This window comes from Allobosea sp. BK604, assembly GCF_004341515.1.
Taxonomy (GTDB): Bacteria; Pseudomonadota; Alphaproteobacteria; order Rhizobiales; family Beijerinckiaceae; genus Allobosea.
In genome coordinates this window covers 301,499-319,986 of the sequence record NZ_SLZF01000005.1, presented here as the reverse complement: position 1 = coordinate 319,986, position 18,488 = coordinate 301,499, and the positions used below count along the sequence as shown (strand labels likewise).

Annotated in this window: 18 protein-coding genes; 8 read left to right on the top strand and 10 right to left on the bottom strand. The window is 65.9% G+C overall.

Going from position 1 to position 18,488, the window contains the following annotated elements; all coding sequences use genetic code 11:
• Window positions 1-13: 13 nt before the first annotated feature.
• Window positions 14-727, top strand: coding sequence for a fumarylacetoacetate hydrolase family protein (locus EV560_RS17415; RefSeq protein ID WP_131857047.1), 714 nt, complete (start codon window positions 14-16; stop codon window positions 725-727).
• A gap of 206 nt (window positions 728-933) precedes the next feature.
• Here EV560_RS17415 and EV560_RS17410 read toward each other — a convergent pair whose 3' ends face one another.
• The 3 genes from EV560_RS17410 to EV560_RS17400 all read right to left on the bottom strand — a co-directional run bounded on the left by EV560_RS17410 (window position 934) and on the right by EV560_RS17400 (window position 4,442).
• Window positions 934-1,236, bottom strand: a complete 303-nt coding sequence (locus EV560_RS17410; RefSeq protein ID WP_131857046.1) for a cell wall-binding protein — start codon at window positions 1,234-1,236, stop codon at window positions 934-936.
• A 59-nt stretch (window positions 1,237-1,295) separates the two neighbouring features.
• Window positions 1,296-1,520 carry an autotransporter domain-containing protein gene (locus tag EV560_RS17405; RefSeq protein ID WP_131857045.1) on the bottom strand — a complete coding sequence of 75 codons (225 nt, stop codon included), beginning with the start codon at window positions 1,518-1,520 and terminating at the stop codon, window positions 1,296-1,298.
• A 96-nt stretch (window positions 1,521-1,616) separates the two neighbouring features.
• Entirely contained in the window at window positions 1,617-4,442 is a 2,826-nt protein-coding gene (locus EV560_RS17400; RefSeq protein WP_165923516.1) for a winged helix-turn-helix domain-containing protein, read from the bottom strand.
• Window positions 4,443-4,862: 420 nt separating this feature from the next.
• Here EV560_RS17400 and EV560_RS17395 point away from each other — a divergent pair, with 420 nt between their 5' ends.
• The 7 genes from EV560_RS17395 (at window position 4,863) to EV560_RS17365 (ending at window position 12,207) form a co-directional block, all read left to right on the top strand.
• Window positions 4,863-5,324: a GlcG/HbpS family heme-binding protein gene (locus tag EV560_RS17395; protein WP_131857043.1), complete on the top strand. Its 462-nt coding sequence runs from the start codon at window positions 4,863-4,865 to the stop codon at window positions 5,322-5,324.
• Between the two features lie 24 nt (window positions 5,325-5,348).
• Window positions 5,349-5,810, top strand: coding sequence for a (2Fe-2S)-binding protein (locus tag EV560_RS17390; protein ID WP_131857042.1), 462 nt, complete (start codon window positions 5,349-5,351; stop codon window positions 5,808-5,810).
• A 1-nt stretch (window position 5,811) separates the two neighbouring features.
• On the top strand, window positions 5,812-8,070 hold the full coding sequence (locus EV560_RS17385) for a xanthine dehydrogenase family protein molybdopterin-binding subunit (RefSeq protein WP_131857041.1): 2,259 nt from the start codon (window positions 5,812-5,814) through the stop codon (window positions 8,068-8,070).
• A 9-nt stretch (window positions 8,071-8,079) separates the two neighbouring features.
• A complete protein-coding gene (locus EV560_RS17380; protein ID WP_131857040.1) occupies window positions 8,080-8,712 on the top strand; it encodes a hypothetical protein in 633 nt (210 codons plus the stop codon).
• Between the two features lie 106 nt (window positions 8,713-8,818).
• Complete coding sequence (locus EV560_RS17375; RefSeq protein ID WP_131857039.1) at window positions 8,819-10,048, top strand: MFS transporter; 1,230 nt, start codon at window positions 8,819-8,821, stop codon at window positions 10,046-10,048.
• Window positions 10,049-10,136: 88 nt separating this feature from the next.
• Window positions 10,137-11,846, top strand: a complete 1,710-nt coding sequence (locus EV560_RS17370) for an FAD-dependent oxidoreductase (protein WP_131857038.1) — start codon at window positions 10,137-10,139, stop codon at window positions 11,844-11,846.
• A 22-nt stretch (window positions 11,847-11,868) separates the two neighbouring features.
• The gene (locus EV560_RS17365) at window positions 11,869-12,207 is read left to right on the top strand and encodes a hypothetical protein (protein WP_131857037.1); all 339 of its coding nucleotides are present in this window, start codon (window positions 11,869-11,871) and stop codon (window positions 12,205-12,207) included.
• A gap of 399 nt (window positions 12,208-12,606) precedes the next feature.
• Here EV560_RS17365 and EV560_RS17360 read toward each other — a convergent pair whose 3' ends face one another.
• The 7 genes from EV560_RS17360 to EV560_RS17330 form a co-directional block, all read right to left on the bottom strand.
• Window positions 12,607-13,878, bottom strand: a complete 1,272-nt coding sequence (locus tag EV560_RS17360; protein WP_131857036.1) for a TRAP transporter large permease — start codon at window positions 13,876-13,878, stop codon at window positions 12,607-12,609.
• Window positions 13,878-14,348: a TRAP transporter small permease gene (locus EV560_RS17355; RefSeq protein WP_165923515.1), complete on the bottom strand. Its 471-nt coding sequence runs from the start codon at window positions 14,346-14,348 to the stop codon at window positions 13,878-13,880. Before EV560_RS17355 ends, EV560_RS17360 begins: the two co-directional genes overlap by 1 nt.
• Window positions 14,349-14,358: 10 nt before the next feature.
• Window positions 14,359-15,369 carry a TRAP transporter substrate-binding protein gene (locus EV560_RS17350; RefSeq protein WP_131857034.1) on the bottom strand — a complete coding sequence of 337 codons (1,011 nt, stop codon included), beginning with the start codon at window positions 15,367-15,369 and terminating at the stop codon, window positions 14,359-14,361.
• Window positions 15,366-15,566 carry a hypothetical protein gene (locus tag EV560_RS17345; RefSeq protein ID WP_131857033.1) on the bottom strand — a complete coding sequence of 67 codons (201 nt, stop codon included), beginning with the start codon at window positions 15,564-15,566 and terminating at the stop codon, window positions 15,366-15,368. The genes EV560_RS17350 and EV560_RS17345 overlap by 4 nt, the downstream gene beginning before the upstream one ends.
• A gap of 71 nt (window positions 15,567-15,637) precedes the next feature.
• Entirely contained in the window at window positions 15,638-16,399 is a 762-nt protein-coding gene (locus EV560_RS17340) for an SDR family NAD(P)-dependent oxidoreductase (protein ID WP_131857032.1), read from the bottom strand.
• A gap of 25 nt (window positions 16,400-16,424) precedes the next feature.
• Window positions 16,425-17,612, bottom strand: coding sequence for an L-rhamnonate dehydratase (rhmD, locus tag EV560_RS17335; protein ID WP_131857031.1), 1,188 nt, complete (start codon window positions 17,610-17,612; stop codon window positions 16,425-16,427).
• Window positions 17,613-17,623: 11 nt separating this feature from the next.
• Window positions 17,624-18,376 carry an SDR family NAD(P)-dependent oxidoreductase gene (locus tag EV560_RS17330; protein WP_131857030.1) on the bottom strand — a complete coding sequence of 251 codons (753 nt, stop codon included), beginning with the start codon at window positions 18,374-18,376 and terminating at the stop codon, window positions 17,624-17,626.
• Between the last annotated feature and the right edge of the window lie 112 nt (window positions 18,377-18,488).

Below are 18,488 nucleotides of genomic sequence, written 5' to 3'. Positions count from 1 at the left end.
CCATGGTCGCTCGATGTCCACGCTCGCAGAATTCGCCGTGCCCGCACCTGTTCAGTCCAGTCTGCCGATCATCGGCTCATCGGCGCGGTTTCCGGTGCGGCGGATCTATTGCGTGGGCCGCAACTATGTCGCCCATGTCCGCGAGATGGGCGGCGACGAGACGCGCGACTTTCCGCTGATCTTCCAGAAGCCTACGGATTCGATCGTACAGGACGGGGGAACGGTGCCCTATCCGCCGATGACCAACGATTTCCATTTCGAGCTCGAGCTCATGGTGGCGATGAAATCAGGCGGCTACAACATCCCGCAGGAAGAGGCGCTCTCGCATGTCTTCGGCTACGGCATCTGCCTCGACATGACCCGGCGGAAACTGCTGGATACGCCGGAGGGCCCGCGCATTCCCTGGGAGCTGAAGAAGTCCTTCGACCATTCCTCGCCCTGCGGGCCGGTCTACCCGGTCGAGCAGGTGGGGCACCCCGCCTCGGGCGCGATCAAGCTCGAGGTCGACGGCGTGGCGCGCCAGGATTCGGTGCTCTCGCTGATGATCTGGCGCACGCCCGAGATCATCGCGACGCTGTCGCGCTATTTCTCGCTCGAGCCTGGCGACCTGATCATGACCGGAACGCCCCATGGCGTCGGCGCGGTCCTGCCCGGCAATGTCCTGGTCGGTTCGATCGAAGGGCTGGGCCAGCTGACGGTTACGATCGGCGAGCCTGCCGTCGCCTGATCGCGTCGGCCAGAGCATGTTCGAGCGAAGTGGAAGCCGGTCCGCGTGAAGACAATGCGTCAATACTCCAAGGCGCCTGTCGGGCGGGGCGGCGGGCGGAGCGCATTTGTCTGCGTTGATTGCGCGGCTGACGCGTGGCAATGCCCTGGAATGACAGCGGGTTAGGGACAGGTTCTCGACTGCTTTCTCATCGCGGCTCCCCCGGGCTAGGAAATCGGAGAACCCGGTCGCGTGGCGCCATCTGCGATCTCCTCCCAGGTTTTTCCCCTGGCTCGCAGGAAGTCGATTGTCGGCCCCAGGGCGTCGCCGTAGACGCGGATCGTTCGTTCAATGATCCGGCTTCGCAACGGCTCGGGCGTCATCTCCTTGAAGATGCCGGCCAGGCGGCGTCTCTCCTCATGCAGAGCGCGGGCAACCGTCTCTGCCGAAGCTCCGGACCGATGCATCTCAGCTGCTCGGTCGCGCAGCGCGAGGACGGCCCGCTCGTACCGCTCCCTCAAATCCTCCATCGCCTCGCCTATCGCGCGGCTATTGCGCGCTCCGCCTTTCGGACCGCGCCCCTGCGCGATCAGAACCTGACGGCGAGATTAGCCTTGAAGGCATGGTCCTGGGCATCCTTGGCTAGCTGTCCGGTATAGGACACCCCGAGCGTCGCGCTCTTGCTGATCGCGACATCAAGTCCGGCCTCGATCAGCGCCGCGTTCCTGGCGATCGGCAGGCCCGAGACCGTGAACGGGTTCGCGCCGGCGAAGGCGAGCGTCGCGGTCGGATCGGCCTCGCCGGGTGCCGGCATTGTAGTCGCACTTCAGGCTGTTGCCGAAGCCGGCGAAGGCAGCGATGCGCGAGGTCTCGACATTCTGCCGTCCTCGCCGCAGTCGAGCAGATGAGGTCACGGGTGGCGTTTCGCCTCCGCCAACTCGCCTTCGAATTGGCCGAGCAGCGCTCTTGGAACGATCTGCCGGACCGCCCGCAGCCGGTCGTCCGGGGCAGCGGATGACTGCAGGCAGGAGCGGATATGCCACCCCACCTGGCCAGTTTCCCTGGCCAGAATCAGCGATTCATCCAGGAGCGTCTCGCCCGAAACCTGGTCGCCGAGGCGTAATGCCATTTCGCCCTTGAGGCGCAGGATCTCAGGCGCCACCCACAGGCTGCTGCCGGGCGCGAGATACGAAAGCTGCTCGTCGAGCAGCGCATTGGCTGCATTTGATTGACCGGTGGACATGAGCGCCTCGACCAGGCCGAGAGCGAACGCCGCGTGGTGCTGCATGAAGCGCGCGCTGCGGAGCTCGTCCACCGCGTGCTGCATGAGCGGCAAGCCGCGCTCGGGCTCGCCCTGCAGGAACTGCAGATGGCCGCGATAGGCCTGTGCATAGATATGCCAGATATCGAGGCGGTGCCGCGCCGTTTCCTCGAACAGTTCTTCGATCAGGCGTTCCGCCCGCTCGAAATCGCCGTTCAGCAGCGCGATCGGGCAGGCGGACTGGGCCAGCGTGTAGCAGAGCGACAGGCGGTGATCGAGGGATCGCGCCTCGGCGAGGCTGGCATCGGCCGTGTCCGTGGCCGCGCCGGCATAGCCTTGCAGCCACAGCACGCGGGACAGCGTCATCAGGGCGGCGATGCGTGGGGCGACCTGGTAGCGGGCGATGTGGGAGCGATGGCCTGGCGCCGGGTAGCGGTCGAGCATCTGCTCGATGTGATGGCGCGCGCCGGGCTGGTCGCCGAGGAAATGCAGGGAGGTTCCAATCAACCTGTCACCGATCGCGACATCGTCCGGATCCGCCGATTGCCTCGCGGCGCTCTTGAACTGGAACGCACTGTCGAGCGCCATCTCGAAGGCGGCGCTCTTCATATGGCCTGCCCAGAGCCCCCACAGAGACCGCAGCCGATAGTCGTTGTCGTCCAGCTCTTCCGCGAGACCGTGAGCGGCCTTCCACACGTCGCCCGTCTCCCGCGCCGTGCCGGCATTGTACATCAGCGACCAGCCTCGGGCGGTCTGCAGCTTCAGCACGATTTCGTCGCCGGAATCCTCGTCGCCGCCATGTCGTGCGAGCGCTTCCTCGACGCGCTCGCGGCATTCGCTGACCAGCGAAAGGCGCAGCCAGAGAGGAATCGCGGCGACCGTCAGCGAGACGCCGCATTCCGGGTCGCCATTCGGCGAAAAGGCCCAGTTCAAGGCCGCTCGTACGTCAGGCAGCAGGCTTTGCTCATCGGCGGCCCGCCCCGCGTCGGCTGGCCGATCGACCTCGGCCAGCAGGTCCAGGCACAATCTTGCGTGCCTTCCGGCGACCTCGACCGCGCAGGGCGCGGCTGCGAGCTTCTCGCGGGCATAGGCGCGGGTGGTCTCCAGCAGGATGAAGCAGGGGTCTTCCGTGGCCGGAGCCGTGCTGATCAGCGATTGCGAGACGAGATCGGCGATGCCCTCCGTCACATCCGCGGCGCTCAGCTCGTCCCAGGCTGCGACTGCCAGGGCGAAAGCCAAGGTAAACCGGTTGGAAAAGATGGCGAGCCGGCGCAGGAGCGTCCGCTCGCGCGCCGTGAGCAAGTTGAAGCTCCAGTCGAGCGTCGCATGGAGAGTCTGCTGCCGCGGCAGAGCCTTGCGCTCGCCGCGGCTCAGCACCGCGAAAACATTGTCCAGCACGACGGCAAGCCCGCGGGCACCGAACGCCTCGAACCGTCCGGCCGCAAGTTCCAGCGCAAGGGGTATTCCGTCCAGGCGCCTGCAGATCTCGGCCACGAAGCGGCCGTCCCTATCGCCGAGGGCCATGCTGCCGCTCCGGGCGCAGACGCGTTCGACGAACAGTGCGGCAGCGGGGTAGGCCAGCGCCTCATCCAGGCTGAGTGTCGGCGTGACCGGCGGCGCGGCGAGAGGCTGCAGTCGATAGACCCACTCGTCGGCGACGCGCAGCGGCTCCCGGCTCGTCGCCAGGATGAAAACATTGGGCGCCTGGAGCAAAATGGCCTCGACGATGTCGACCACCGGGTCGATCACGTGCTCGCAATTGTCGATGACGAGGAGGCACGCCTCCTCGCGCAGGTAGTGCACGATGCTCGACAGCGGATCGCCGCCGGCCAGGACCACACCGAGCGCCGAGGCGAATGCACCGGGAACGGCGTGCCCCTCGGAGAGTGAGGCGAGATCGACGAAGATGATCTTCTGCCAGGGAGGCCTGTCTGCACCCTCGCGCATCTGCGCGATCACGGAGAGGACCAGCGTCGTCTTGCCGACGCCCCCCGTGCCGACGACGGTCACGATCCGCCGCTGCTGGATCAGCTTCGCGAGCGCATGGATCGATCGATCCCGCCCGATGATCCTGCCCGGCCATGCCGGAGGAGGGCCGAGGCCGCCCCGATAGACGGCGGGAGCAGGGGCCCCGGACGAGGGAGACGGCCTGCGGTGCACCGTCTCGATGAAGCTGTAGCCACGATTGGGCAGGTTGACGATGTATCTGCGGCCATGGCGTCCATCGCCGAGGACGCGGCGCAACTCGTTGATCTGGACGCGAACATTCGCTTCGGCCACGAAAGTGCTCGGCCAGGCACGCGCGAGAAGCTCGTCCTTGCTCAGGATCTGCCCGGAGGATTCGACGAGCAGACAGAGGATGTCGAAGGCGCGGCTGCGAATGCCGACGGGCTTGTCGTTCTCGAGCAGGATTCGCCGCGACGGTATGAGCTCGAAAGAGCCGAACGACAGAACCTCGTCTGATCTCCCGGTCATTGTCATAGGTCTAGCGCCCTGCCCGGAAAGCTTTGGCCAGGGCTGCGACCGTCCGGGCGCCGCTTGAGCTGCTGTTCGTCACCAAACCACCGCCTCTGACCAGCATCCGCTCGCCCTACGATCCTAGCCCTCGGGCGCCGCTGCCGTCCACGCCGCCCCCATTCACAGGTCAAAATGCCCGGGCGGTCACCGCGGTAGTTTTTAATTTTACATCTTTTAACCGCAGCCCCGAGCGCCTCGGTGCTAACTCTGCTGCCAGGCGAGACGGAAAGGCCGGGGCCGCTCGGCCCGGACATAGGTCGGCCGCCACGACACTATTCGTGCAGTTCGGACCCGGTTGCTGAGGGCAATATGTGACTGCCTCTCGGTGCGTTCACGTCGGGTTGCGGGCTGGAAATCGCATCGAGGGAAAGCGGACGCATGCCTCGCACGCTCGATACACTGACGCTGGCAGACGCAAAGCAGATGCTCGCGGCCGGCGAGGCCAAGGCAATCAGCCTTGGAATCCCCTACAATATCGCGGTGGTCGATGCCGGCGGCGCGCTGATCGCCTTCACGCGCCAGGACGGGGCGCTCGCGGGAAGCATCGAGCTCGCGATCGGCAAGGCCAAGACTGCGCGCATGTTCGACAAGGCGACGGATTATCTCGCCGAGCTGGCGCAGCCCGGCGCGCCGCTGTTCGGGATCGAGCAAAGCAACGGCGGCAATGTCGTGATCTTCGGCGGCGGCCTGCCGGTGACGGTCGACGACCAGATCGTCGGCGCGGTCGGCACCAGCGCCGGGTCGGTCGAACAGGACATTGCCGTCGCCGAGGCGGCAGCCGCGGCCATCAGCCAGAGCACGGCTCCGCAGAAGGCCTCCGTTCGTGGTCACGCCCAGTAACGTCTCCCGAGGGAAAGCGTTGTCATGTTCGAACTCACCGTCAATGGGATCAAGCATCAAGTAGACGTCGTCCCGGAGATGCCCTTGCTCTGGGTTCTGCGCGACGAACTTGGCATCACCAGCCCCAAATATGGCTGCGGCATAGCGCAATGCGGCGCCTGTACGGTGCAGATCGACGGAAAGGCCGTTCGCTCGTGCCAGGCGCGCATCGCTGACGTCGCAGGCAAGGCGATCACCACCATCGAGGCGGTCGGAGGCGGAAAGCTGCACCCTGTGCAGGAAGCCTGGATCGAGCATCAGGTGCCGCAATGCGGCTACTGCCAGACCGGCCAGATCATCCAGGCCATTTCGCTTCTCAAGACCATTCCGAAGCCGACCGACGAGGACATCGACCAGGTCATGTCCGGAAACCTCTGTCGGTGCGGAACCTATGAGCGCATTCGTGTCGCGATCCATGCGGCAGCCGAGAAAATGGGGAGGAAATGACATGGGCGAGATGTCAAACCTGTCCCGCCGTAGCTTCGTTTTCGGGTCGGTCGCGGTCGCCGGAGGCGTGGCTTTCGGGCAATATGCCGGGGCGCAGCAGGTGCCGGCAGCTGCTGCCGCGGCGAACCCGCTGGCGGCGCATCTCGGGCCGCAATCGGTCACCTTCAATCCCTGGGTCGAGATCAGCCCGGACAAGATCACGCTGATTGCCCAGCATGCCGACAAGGGCCAGGGCGTCGGTTCCATCCAGCCTCTCATGATCGCCGAGGAGCTGGACCTCGAACCCCACCAGTTCGAGATTCGCTTCGCCGGACCGAGCCCCGCCTATTTCAATACCGGCTTTGCCCACGAGCTTGCGCCGTTCATGGCGCCGGACCAGAGTCCCGAAGCCGAGAAGGCTCGCGCGGCCGCGCTGGAATGGCTGAGAAAGGCCGGTCTGCAGATGACCGGCGGCTCCAGTACGATTCCCGATACCTATGACAAGCTGCGCATGGCCGGCGCGATCGCGCGCGAAACGCTCAAGGCGGCTGCAGCCAGGCGCACCGGCATCCCCGCCGCCAACCTGCGCACGCAATCCGGAAGCGTGATCCTGCCGGACGGGACGAAAATTCCCTATGTCGCGCTGTCCGCGGATGCGGCGAAGATCACGCCGGTTTCAGTCGACAAGCTCCGCGATCCATCGCAATGGCGAATTCTCGGCAAGCCGATGGAGCGGCTCGACATCCGCCCGAAAGTCACCGGCGAGATGAAGTTCGGGATCGACCGGGCGATGGACGGCATGGTCTTCGCGGCCGTCAAGCTGAACCCCAACAAGGGTCAGCCGATCAAGTCCTACGACGCGAGCAAGGCCCGGACGATGCCGGGGGTCAAGACGATCCTCAGGATATCGAATGGTATAGCGGTCATCGCGACGAATAGCTGGTACGCGATGCAGGCCGCCGAAGCTGTCGACTGCGTATGGGAGCCGAGCAAGTACCCGGCCGAGCAGGCCGACCACTGGAAAACCGCGGCCGCGTCCTTCACGCCGCAATTCCTCGCCAAGCAATGGCGCAATGACGGCAATATCGACGCCGGCTTGAAGGACGGGACGCTGATCGAGGCGGAATATCGCGCGCCCTATGTCGGTCATCAGCCGCTGGAGCCGCTCAACGGCATCGGTATCGTGACCGACAAGGGCATGGAGATCTGGGTCGGCCATCAGACGCCGCAATCCGTGCAGTATATCGCTGCGACGGCCATCGGCCTGAAACCGGAACAGGTGACCTTTCACAACGAATGGATGGGCGGGAGCTTCGGGCATCGCCTCGAATTCGAGAATATCCGGGTCCTGGCCGAGATCGCCAACCAGATGCGCGGGACACCGGTCAAGCTGATCTTCTCGCGGGAAGAGGATTTCCGGCAGGATATTCCCAGGCAGATCGCGATGGGCAAGTATCGCGGCAGTGTCAAGGATGGAAAGATCGTTGCGGCCGATTTGCAGGTGGCCGCGACGGCGCCGTTCAAGGAACTCCAGGAGCGGATGGGCGCGCCCACCAAGGACCCCGATGGCCAGCTCGCGGTCGGCATCTGGAACGTCTACTACGATATTCCCAACTATCGCGCGACGAGCTTCGAAATCCAGGGGCTGTCGCCGTCCACGACCTGGCGATCCGTCGGGGCCTCCGCCAACGGGTTTTTTACCGAGAGTTTCATCGACGAGCTGATCCATGCCGCGGGGCTCGACCCGCTCATGGCGCGCATCCGGATGTGCAAGATTCCGATCTACCGGAAGCTGCTCGAAACCGTCGGCGAGATGGCGGACTGGAAGGGGCCGCTGGGGAACGGAAAAGGCCGCGGGGTCGCATTTGTCGAGTCGTTCGGAACGGCGGTCGCCGAGATCGTCGAGGTGACGATGACCGACGCGGGCATCAGGATCGACAAGGTCTGGGTGGCGGCTGATGTCGGCAAGATCGTCGATCCCGTCAATTTCGAGAATCTCGTCCAGGGCGGCGTCGTCTGGGGCCTCGGCCACGCCATGAACTGCGAGCTCACCTATTCCAAGGGGGCCGTGCAGCAGACCAACTACAATCACCACGAGGCCATGCGCATGTACCAGTGCCCGGCGATCGAGGTGCGCGGCCTGGAGAACGACTACACGGTCAGGGGCATCGGCGAGCCGCCCGTCCCACCTGCGGCACCGGCGCTGGCCAATGCCATCTTCGCCGCGACCGGCAAGCGCATCCGCGAAATGCCTTTCAACAAGTTCATCGATTTCGTGTGAGGGCGGACCATGAGAAGGACAACTCTGATCGCGCTCACCTTGGCCAGTTCGTCAATCGTCGCCCTGACGGGCTTCGTCCTGGCCAAGGAGGAGTCGAAGGATGCGTTGCCGCCGGGCAGCGTCAGCCGGGCCGACGGGCTGCAGGCCTGGACGAGAATCGAGGCGGTGGTGACGCATCCGCGCTGCGCCAATTGCCATGTCGATGCGAAGGCCGTTCCGATCTGGACGCCAGCCGGCGAAAGCAAATCGCGGGTGCATGGCATGAACATCCATGGCGGACAAAGCCGCATCGGAGCCGAGACCGTTCCGTGCTCGACATGCCATATCACGTCGACATTGCCCAATCCCCCCGCACCGGCGCCCCTGCAGGCAGGCATCGACTGGCAGCTCGCACCGGTCGACTTCATCTGGTACGGCAAGAGTGGCGCCGAAATCTGTGCCCAGCTCAAGGATCCCAAGCGCAACGGCGGCCGCAACGCCGTCGGCCTGCTCGAGCATCTGAGACATGATGCATCTCTGAGCGGATTCATCCCGAGGGCATGGGAGCCCGGGGCAGGCCGCTCAACGCCACCCGGAACCTTCGAGGATCATGTCAGGGACATGGCTCAGTGGGGAGCTGCCGGGCAGCCCTGTCCGGGCTGAGGACGCACCAAAGGCGAGGGTGCCTCCGTCCGCCGACAGGATGCTTGCGCGGATTGCTCCGCATCGATCGGCACGATCCGCATAGCCACTGCGAATGGAGGCACTGATGCTCGACAAGGCCTATCGCGGCCAATGTGCCGCCGTGACCGTGCATTGCACGGATGAAGCGGAGCGGCACAGGCGCGGCTTCACGCTGTTTGCCCTCGCGCTCGGCAGCTTCTGCATCGGCACGTCCGAGTTCGCGAGCATGGGCATCCTCCAGCTGTTCTCGGCCAGCCTCGGCATCGATATCCCCACGGCGACGAACGCGATCGCGGCCTATGCCTTTGGCGTGGTGGTCGGCGCTCCCCTGGTGACGCTGGTGGCGGCACGGCTGAACCGGCGGACGCTTCTGCTCTGCCTGATGGGTCTGTTCATCATCGGCAACGTCCTGTCGGCCGTCGCCTCGGATCTTGGCATGTTCGCACTGGCGCGCTTCGTCAGCGGCATGCCGCAAGGGGCGTATTTCGGCGCCGGCGCCGTGGTCGCGTCCTATATCGTCGGGCCCGGTCATGGTGGAAAGGCGTTTGCCCTGGTCATGACCGGGTTGACGGTCGCGACGATCATCGGCTCGCCGCTGGCGACGTTCCTCGGCCAGAGCGTGGGATGGCGAAACACCTATGTCACCATCGCCGGGGTTGGCGCGCTGGCCTTCCTTGCCCTTTGGGCCTGGGTGCCGCGAACCGAGGCGCTGCATGGCGGGCCCGTGGTGCAGGAGCTCGCGTCGCTGCGCAAGCCGGCCGTCTGGGCCACGATGCTCGTCGCGGCGCTCGGCGTCGCCAGCATCTTCGCCGTCTACACCTTCATCGGCCCCTTCGTCACCGATACGGCCGGGCTCGATCAGGTCTGGATTCCGATCGCGCTCGCGCTGTTCGGGGTCGGCATGACCGCCGGCAACCTGATCGGCGGAAGGCTGGCGGACGCTTATCCCGCCCGCGGATTGGTCGTCGGCTTCGGCAGCGCCCTGATCGTGCTCGCGGTGCTGGCCGCCGGCGGCGGCCAGATCTGGATCCTGATGCCGGCGCTGTTCGGCGTCGGCCTGACGATGATGGTCGCTATCCCGACGATCCAGGTTCGCCTGACCGGCCTCGCGCCGGAGGCGCCCACGCTCATGGGCGCCATGAACCTTGCGGCGCTCAACGTCGCCAACGCCATCGGAGCCTGGGCGGGCAGCGTGACGATCGCAGCCGGCTATGGCCTGCTATCCGCCGTATGGGCGGGCTTCGGGCTCACGCTCCTGGGCCTTTTCATCTTCGCGCTGACCTTGCCGAAGGCGTCCCAGCTCGCGCCTGCGTGATTGCGATCGGGCTCCCCATCTGATCGAATGGCGCACGCACCAGAATAGCATGCACGAGACGTGGCATAGTCGACGCGGAGGTCACCACATGCCAATCGGCGATGCTCGGCGAGAGCAGGTTTTTCCGACACTCTCCGCCCTTCAGGTCGCGACGGCGCGTCGCTTCGCGAGCGCTGCGCCGCGCAGCTTCGGCCCGCGCGAAACCCTCTACGAGATCGGCGACCGCAACGCGCCGTCCTGGTTGATCCTCGATGGCTCGGCCGACGCGATCAGGCGCAGCGCAGCCGGCCAGGCGGCCGTGGTCACCACCTACGGTCCCGGCCAATTCACCGGCGAGACCAATCAGCTTTCCGGCCGTCCAGCGCTCATGTCGGTCGTGGCGGGTGACGACGGTGCGACCGCGGTCCCCTTCGATGCGCCGCATCTGCGCGCGCTCGTCATCGGATCGGCCGATGTCGGGGAAACGATCATGCGCGCCTTCATCCTCCGGCGCGTCATGCTGATCGAGGCGGGGCAGACCGGCGGCGCCGGGTCCATCCTGGTCGGACGCCGGGATGATCCGGCCATCGTCGGCTTGTCGGGATTCCTCACCCGCAACGGCTACCCCCACACCGTCATCGCCGCCTGCGAGGACGAGGGGCGCGAACTGGTCGAGCGGCTCGGCGTCGCCCACGAAGATCTTCCCCTGATGATCTGTCCGAACGGCACGGTGCTGAGGAGCCCGAGCAATGCGGATGCCGCCTCCTGCCTCGGCATCACACCGGATCTCGACGCGAAGACGATCTATGACGTGGCGGTCATCGGGGCCGGGCCGGCCGGGCTCGCCACTGCCGTGTATGGCGCGTCCGAAGGGTTGTCCGTCCTGGTCCTGGACAGCCGAGCCTTCGGCGGCCAGGCCGGCGCATCCGCCCGGATCGAAAACTATCTCGGCTTTCCGACCGGCATCTCCGGACAGGCACTCGCAGGGCGGGCCTTCAACCAGGCGGCCAAGTTCGGCGCCGAGCTCGCCATTCCGCTGACCGTCGAATTGCTCCGCTGCAACGGCGCGGAGGCGGAAGCCCCGTTCACCCTCGAACTCAGCAACGGTGGCACGGCGCGCTCGCGCACCATCGTCATCGCTTCGGGAGCGCGCTACCGGCAGCCCGCCATTCCCAACATTGCAGATCTGGAAGGGGCCGGCGTGTCCTACTGGGCATCGCCCGTCGAGGCGCGGCTTTGCGCCGGCCAGGACGTCGTGCTCGTCGGCGGCGGAAACTCGGCCGGCCAGGCCGTGGCCTATCTCGCGCCGCAGGTCCGGCAGTTGCACCTGGTGGTGCGCCGGCCGCTCGAGCAGACGATGTCCCGCTACCTGATCGACCGGATCGCCGCGTTGCCCAATGTCGAATTGCATATGGGCAGCGAGATCGCCGGTTTGCACGGCGACCGGACGACAGGCCTGACCGGGGCGACGTTTCGGGACAGCCGGACCGGTGCGCTCCGGGAGTGCTCGTCGCGCCACCTTTTCCTGTTCATCGGTGCCGATCCTCATACGCGCTGGCTCGATGATTGTGTGGCGCTCGACGGAAACGGCTTTGTCCTCACGGGCGAGCGCGCCGGCGAGGGCGAGCGCCTGCCGCTCGAAACCAACTGCCCTGGTGTCTTTGCCGTCGGGGACGTCCGTGCCGGCTCGACCAAGCGGGTCGCCGCCGCCGTCGGCGAAGGTGCCGCCGTCATCGCACAGATCCACTCCTTCCTGACCGCCGGGCGCAGCCGGCCGATGCCGCACGAACCGGCAGTGGCGGCTCACGCCCGAGCATGACGAAGCTGCTGTCCGGGCGACCATGAAACGGCTTTACGTCGCGCTGGGAGCGTGGCTGCTGATCGGTTCGGTGCCCTGCGCGAGGGCGGAGGACTCATCGTTGGCACAGGCGGTCATCCTGAGCCTCGCCCGCACCCAGCTCGCACTCGAGCGTTGCCCCGACCTCAAGCCCGGATGGGCGCGAGAGGAGATGCCGAAGGCTGCCGGGCTGTCGCCGGACGAGATCAAGCGCGGCGTCACCGCGGCCATGTCGCGGGTGCGGCAGGAGATGGAACAGACCGGAGATCGCCTCTGCGACGTCGCGATGACGATCTATGGGCCTGATGGCAACTATATGCCGTATTATCTCGATCGCCGTTGATGGCGTTCATCGGCGAATCCCGCCGCAGCCCGAACTGTGCCCTTGGGGTCGAGTGCATCCCGCAGGAGCGGCAGAGCGGGCGTCGCGACCTCCCAATCACAACGCCCGCTCCCGGTATCCGCTCGTCCGGGTTTGACGGTACGAAGCAGACGCCGCGCGGGGAGACGTTGCTGCGACCCGCACTCGCCGCCTGGCAACTGGACCGGGCGCGCAAGTGCGTGGCGTTTAGCGAGGGGAGGGATACGAGCCGGTTGAGCGTCGATTAAATCCGCGACAGGTCGGAGAGAGCGCCGTTCGGATTTCGAGCAGCCGGCGCCCCTTGCCGGGAAGCGGACATGGGTAGAGCGCGATCGACCGGTCTCCACTCAGGTCGTTTCCCGGACGCCCGTGACATACGCTTCACCCGAGCAGCCTTGGGGCTATCAGCGAAATCCAGGGCACGAAGGCGATGACGAATAGCGCCAGCACCAGCAGCAGGAACATCGGCAGGAGCGGGCCATTGGCCTTGTTCACATCGACCTTGGCGATCTTGCAGGTGATCAGCACGAGGACCGCGACAGGTGGCGTGAGCGAACCCAGCAGCACGCCGAACACCACCACCATCGCGAAGTGATAGGGGTCGAAGCCGTAGCTTTCCGCGATCGGCTGAAGCACCGGCACTAGCATCACCATGGCCGGGATCGGCTCGATGAAGATGCCGACGACGAGCAGCACGCCCAGGATCAGCACCATGACGATCCAGGGCTGGCTCGTCATGGCCTGGAGCCAGTCGGCGATCATCACCGGCACGCCCTCGCGTGCGACGATCCAGCCGAACAGGGCGGCGCCGCCGAGGATGACCATGATGCTCGACGACACGATCGTCGCCTCGGTCAGGTTGCTGATCAACTGGCCGATGGTGCTGCGGCGGGTCAGCAGGGCATAGGCGATGCCGTAGGCCACCGCGATGACGCCGGCTTCCGTCGCCGTGAACAGGCCGGACATGATGCCGCCGACGATGATCGCAGGCATCACCAGGGCAGGGATGGCATCACGGGCGGCACGGGCGATTTCGCCGAGCGAGGCCCGCTTATGGCTCTTCAGCGTGCTGCGGCCTGCCATGACATAGACGGCCGCCATCATGATCAGCGCAATCAGGATGCCCGGCCCGATTCCGGCGAGCAGCAAGGTGCCGATCGACAGGCCGGTCATCGCCCCATAGATCACCATGACGACGCTGGGCGGGATGACGGGGCCCAGGATCGCGCCTGCGGCGTTGATCACCGCTGCGTCCTCGGGCCGGTACCCGTCCTTCTTCATCTCCGGGATCAGCATCGAGCCGACGGCGGCGGCGGATGCCGCGGCCGATCCCGAAATCGTCGAGAACAGCACGTTCGTCACGATGGTGACGTGACCGAGACCGCCGCGCAGATGGCCGACCAACCCTCGCGCCAGCCCGATCAGGCTGCCGGTGATGCCGCCGACATTCATGACCGAACCCGCCAGGATGAAGAGCGGAATCGCCAGCAGCGGAAACGAATCCAGCGACGAATACATCTTCTGCGGCAGGACGATCAGAGGGACGGAGCCGTCGATCAGGAGGGCGGCGACGGCGGCAAGCCCCATGGAGAACGCGATCGGCATGCCGATGGCGATGAACAGCATCAAGCTGAGGACGAGCGTCCAGAGCATCAGTCGAATCCTCCGACGCTCTGGCCTCTGGGGCGAACGAGCAGCACGATGACGGAGAGGGCGGCGGAGAGCGGAATGGGCAGGAAGAACCACAGCCGCGAGAGGCCCAGCGCCGGCGATGTCACATTCGCGCCCCGCAGCATGAAGGCGTAGCCGGCCCAGGCCAGGATCGCGCAGAAGGCGACGGAACAGACGAGGTTGGCGCCATCCTTGAGCCGCTGGGCACGCGGGTCCGGCGTCGGCAGGACGTCGACGACGATCTCCTCGTGCTGCCAGAGCTGCACCGGCAGTCCCAGCAGCATCGACCAGACCAGGAGCAGGACGATCAGCTCCTCCGTCCAGAACATCGGCAGGCCGAGCGCATAGCGGTTGACGACCTGGACGAGGGTCAGGAGGATCATCGCGGCGAAGCTCCCGGCCGCGACGACCTTGACGACGGCGATCAGCCCGCCGACCACGCTGCGGATCATGGCAGCTCCGTCACAGCTTCCGGATGCGCCCAAGCACATCCATGCCCTTCGAGGCCGTGGCGAAGTCGTTCTGCACGCTGGCGAGCGCGTCGACGAAGGGCTTCAGATCCGGCTCGTTGACCTGCATCTTGCCTTCGCCGGTCAGCTTCGCGAGCGCGGCCTTCTCGCGCTCGAAATGCTGGGCCCGCTGCTCGACCGCCGCGTCCTGGGCCGCCTTCAGGATCAGTTCCTGCTCGGGCTTGGTCAGCTTCGCGAACAGCGAATTGCTGATCGCGAACGAGCCGTCGAGCAGGATGTGGCGCGTCATCGAAAGATACTTGGTGACGTCGTAGATCTTGAAGGTATAGGCCGCCTCGGCCGTGCCCTCCATGGCATCGACGACCCCGGTCTGGAGCGCGGCATACATTTCGGGGGCGGGGATCGGCGTGGGAATCGCGCCCAAGGCCGCGAACGTCTTCACGAAGACCGGCGCCTCCGGAAGCCTGACCTTGAGGCCCTTGAAATCTCCGGGCTGGGTGATGGGCTTGCCGCGCAGGTAGGTGTAGCGATAGCCCGTGACCATCCAGTTGACGATCTTGATATTGGCCGTCTTCTCCAGGGAGGCCGCGAGCGAAGCCCCGACCTCGCCGTCGACCGTCTTCTTCCAGTGGTCGAAATCGCGATAGAGATAGGGCAGGGCGACGACGCCGAATTCCGGGACGTAATTGGCGTAGAGACCTGACTCGCCAAAGCCCATGTCGAGCGTGCCGATCGAAACGGACTCGATGATCTCGCGCTGACCGCCCATTTGCGAGGCGGGCAGGATCTGGATCGTGATCGCGCCCTTGGAGGCCCCGGCCACCTTGCGGGCGAAGTTCTCGGCGGCCGCGTGCTGCTCCGACTGGATCGGCAAATGATGCGCCAGGCGGATCGTGCGCTTGCTCTGCGCCCGCAGGAGCGAGGGTGCAGCCACGCTCATCACGGCGGTGGCGCCGATGGATGCGACCAGCCGGCGCCGATTGGTCATGCAGGTGTCGTTCACGATGGTTTCCTCCGGTTCTTGACGCTATGGCTGCGCCATTGGTCGTTCTGCGGCTGGCCCGAGCGGCTAGCGCAAGTCCTCATGAGCGGTTTCGCGCAGCCCTCGAACCATTCCAGGGCAGTGCCGCCGACCGATGCGCCGATGGCGCGCGTTCGAGTGGCCGGCACCGTCCCGATATCATCGACGATCGCTGTCATGGTCCACCTCCCTGAAACGGCTTCTTCTTGTCGATCTTGCTTCTGTCGATTTTGGCCGGCTCGCTGCCGGGTCACGGCATGACGCTGCCGCCGTTGACTTCGATGACCTGGCCGGTGACGTAGCTGGCGAGTTCCTCGCTCGCGAGGAACAGCACTGCCCCGGCGCACTCCTCGGCGCGCCCGAGGCGCTTCATCGGGATGCCCGCCTCGAGCGTTTTCAGCAGTTCGGGGGAGGTGTGCCCGTCATGGATGGGCGTCGCGATCACGCCGGGCGCGACCGCGTTGACCCTGATGCCGTCAGGAACCAGCTCCTTCGCCAGCGCCCTGGTAAAGGTCGAGACATAGGCCTTGGTGGACGCGTAAAGGCCGGCACCGGGGCTGGCGCCGGTCCGCGCCGCCTGCGAGGTCATGTTGATGATCGCGCCGCCGCCCTGGCGCCGCATCGCCGGCACGACCTCGCGGCTGAGGGCGAGCATCGATCGGCCGTTCACATGGAAGATTTCGTCGATGAGCGCGTCGGAGGCCTCGGACAGGCGGGCGCGCCGGACGAAGCCGCCGGCATTGTTCACGAGGACGTCGATACGCCCGAATTCGGCGAGGACATCCGCCGCGAGCCGCGCCAGCTGGGCGGTATCGGCGACATCGGCCTGGAAGACCGCGCTCTTGCAACCCTTGTCGCGGATGCGTGCGGCCACCGCTTCCGCCTCGTCGCGGCGCGAGCGGTAGTGAACGGCGACATGGGCGCCGTAATCGGCAAAGGCCAGGGCCACGGCTTCGCCGATGCCCGAGGATGAGCCGGTCACCAACGCAATCTTGTTCTCGAGGTCCCGCATCGCCGGGCACTCCTTCAGGTCGGATTCAAGGCCGCGGATAGGGGCGGTGCAGCGCGCAGTCCGGGTTGAGACGGACACCGAAGCCAGGCTTGTCCAAGGCGGAGGTCCTGATCCGGCCGTTCTCCGGCAGCGGTTCGTCGAGCAGCAGCGGGTAGAACATCGGCACGACCCGATCGGCCTCGGGCGCCATCATCAGGAATTCGGCGAAGGGGCTGTTCTGCCGGGTCGCCACGAAATGGTAGCTGTAGACGCTGGAGCCGTGGGGAATGGTCATCACGCCATGCGCATCGGCGAGCGCGGTGATCTTCAGGAGCTCGGTCAGCCCGCCGCACCAGCCGACATCCGGCTGGATGATGTCGCAGCAGCCCATTTCCAGCAGCATGCGGAAGCCCCAGCGGGTCGCTTCGTGCTCGCCGGTGGTCACCAGCATACCCTGCGGCACTGCTTTCCTGAGCGCCGCATAACCCCAGTAATCATCGGGCGAGAGCGCCTCTTCGATCCATTTCAGGCCGTGCTCGGCCGTGCCCTGGGCGAGCTTCGTCGCGTAGTTGAGGTCGAGCGCCATCCAGCAGTCGAGCATCAGCCAGAAATCGGGGCCGACCTTGTCCCGCATCGCCGCGAACGCAGCGATATTGGCTTTTAGCCCCTCGTCCCGCTCCGCCGGCCCGTGCTTCAGCGGCATCTTCCCGCCGATGAACCCCAGCCCCTTGGCCAGATCGGGCCGAGGGCCCGTGGCATAGAAGGTGAGCTCGTCCCGGACCGGTCCGCCGATCAGAGCGCAGACCGGCTCGCCACGGACCTTTGCCAGCAGGTCCCAGAGCGCCAGGTCGACGCCCGAGATCGTGTTCAGCACCACGCCCTTGCGGCCGTAATATTGGGTGGCGAAATACATCTGGTCCCAGATCACCTCGATATCGGTGACCTTTCGCCCCTCGATGAAGCGGGCCAGATGCTTCTCGACGATGAAGGCGCCGATTTCGCCCGCCGTCGTGACGGCAAAGCCGATCGTGCCGTCGCTGGCCTCGGCCTCGATGACGAGGGTGCCGAGCACGTTGAGGCCGAAGGACGAGCGCGTCTGACGATATTGCGGGTAGCGCGACATCGGCGTGGCGATCTGCCCGTCGATCCAGTGCCCGCCCTTCTGGTCGTGATAATCGGCCCCGCCACCGCGCACGGTGAAGGCGCGGATATGCTTGATCGTCGGCATGGTCATTGTGGCCATCCTCAATAGACCGCGCGGCCGCCGGAGAGGTCGAAGACCGCCCCGGTCGAGAAGGCGCAGTCCTCGGAGGCCAGCCAGCCGATCATCGCCGCTGCTTCCTCGACCCCGAGGAACCGGTTCATCGGGATTTTCGAGAGCATGAAGTCGATATGCTCCTGCTTCATCTGGTCGAAGATCTCGGTCTTCGCCGCGGCCGGCGTGACGCAGTTCACCAGGATGCCGGCCTGGGCGAGTTCCTTGGCCAGGGACTTGGTCATCCCGATCAGACCGGCTTTCGAGGCCGAATAATGCGAGGCGTTGGGATTGCCGTCCTTGCCCGCGATCGAGGCGATGTTGACGATGCGGCCATAGCCGCGCTCGATCATCCCGGGCACGAGCGCGCGGCAGGTCAGGTACGGGCCGACGAGATTGACGTCGAGAACGCGGCGCCAGGTTGCGGGATCAAGCTCCCATAGCTTGCCGTTTCCGCCGGTGATGCCGGCGTTGTTGACGAGGATATCGACCTTGCCATGCGCAGCGATGGCCGCGGCCGCAGCCTTCGCGACGGATTCCTCATCGGTCAGCTCGACGACCGAGGTCGACACCGTGCCCAGGGGGGCAAGCCTCTCCGCCGCCTCGGTCAACCGCTTCTCGTCGATGTCCCAGAGAACGACGCCTGCTCCCGACCGGGGCATGCGTTCGGCGGCGGCGAAGCCTATTCCGCGGGCGCCGCCGGTGATCACTGCGATACGATCCTGAAGGTCGAGACGGTTCACGCGAAGACAATCCTTCGTTCGGGCCGGCGCGAACCGGCTCCATCCGTTGCAACATGAGACGTGGATGCCGCGCTTGCGGTGGCCCCGGCGTCCTCCTGACAGGTTTCCGTGC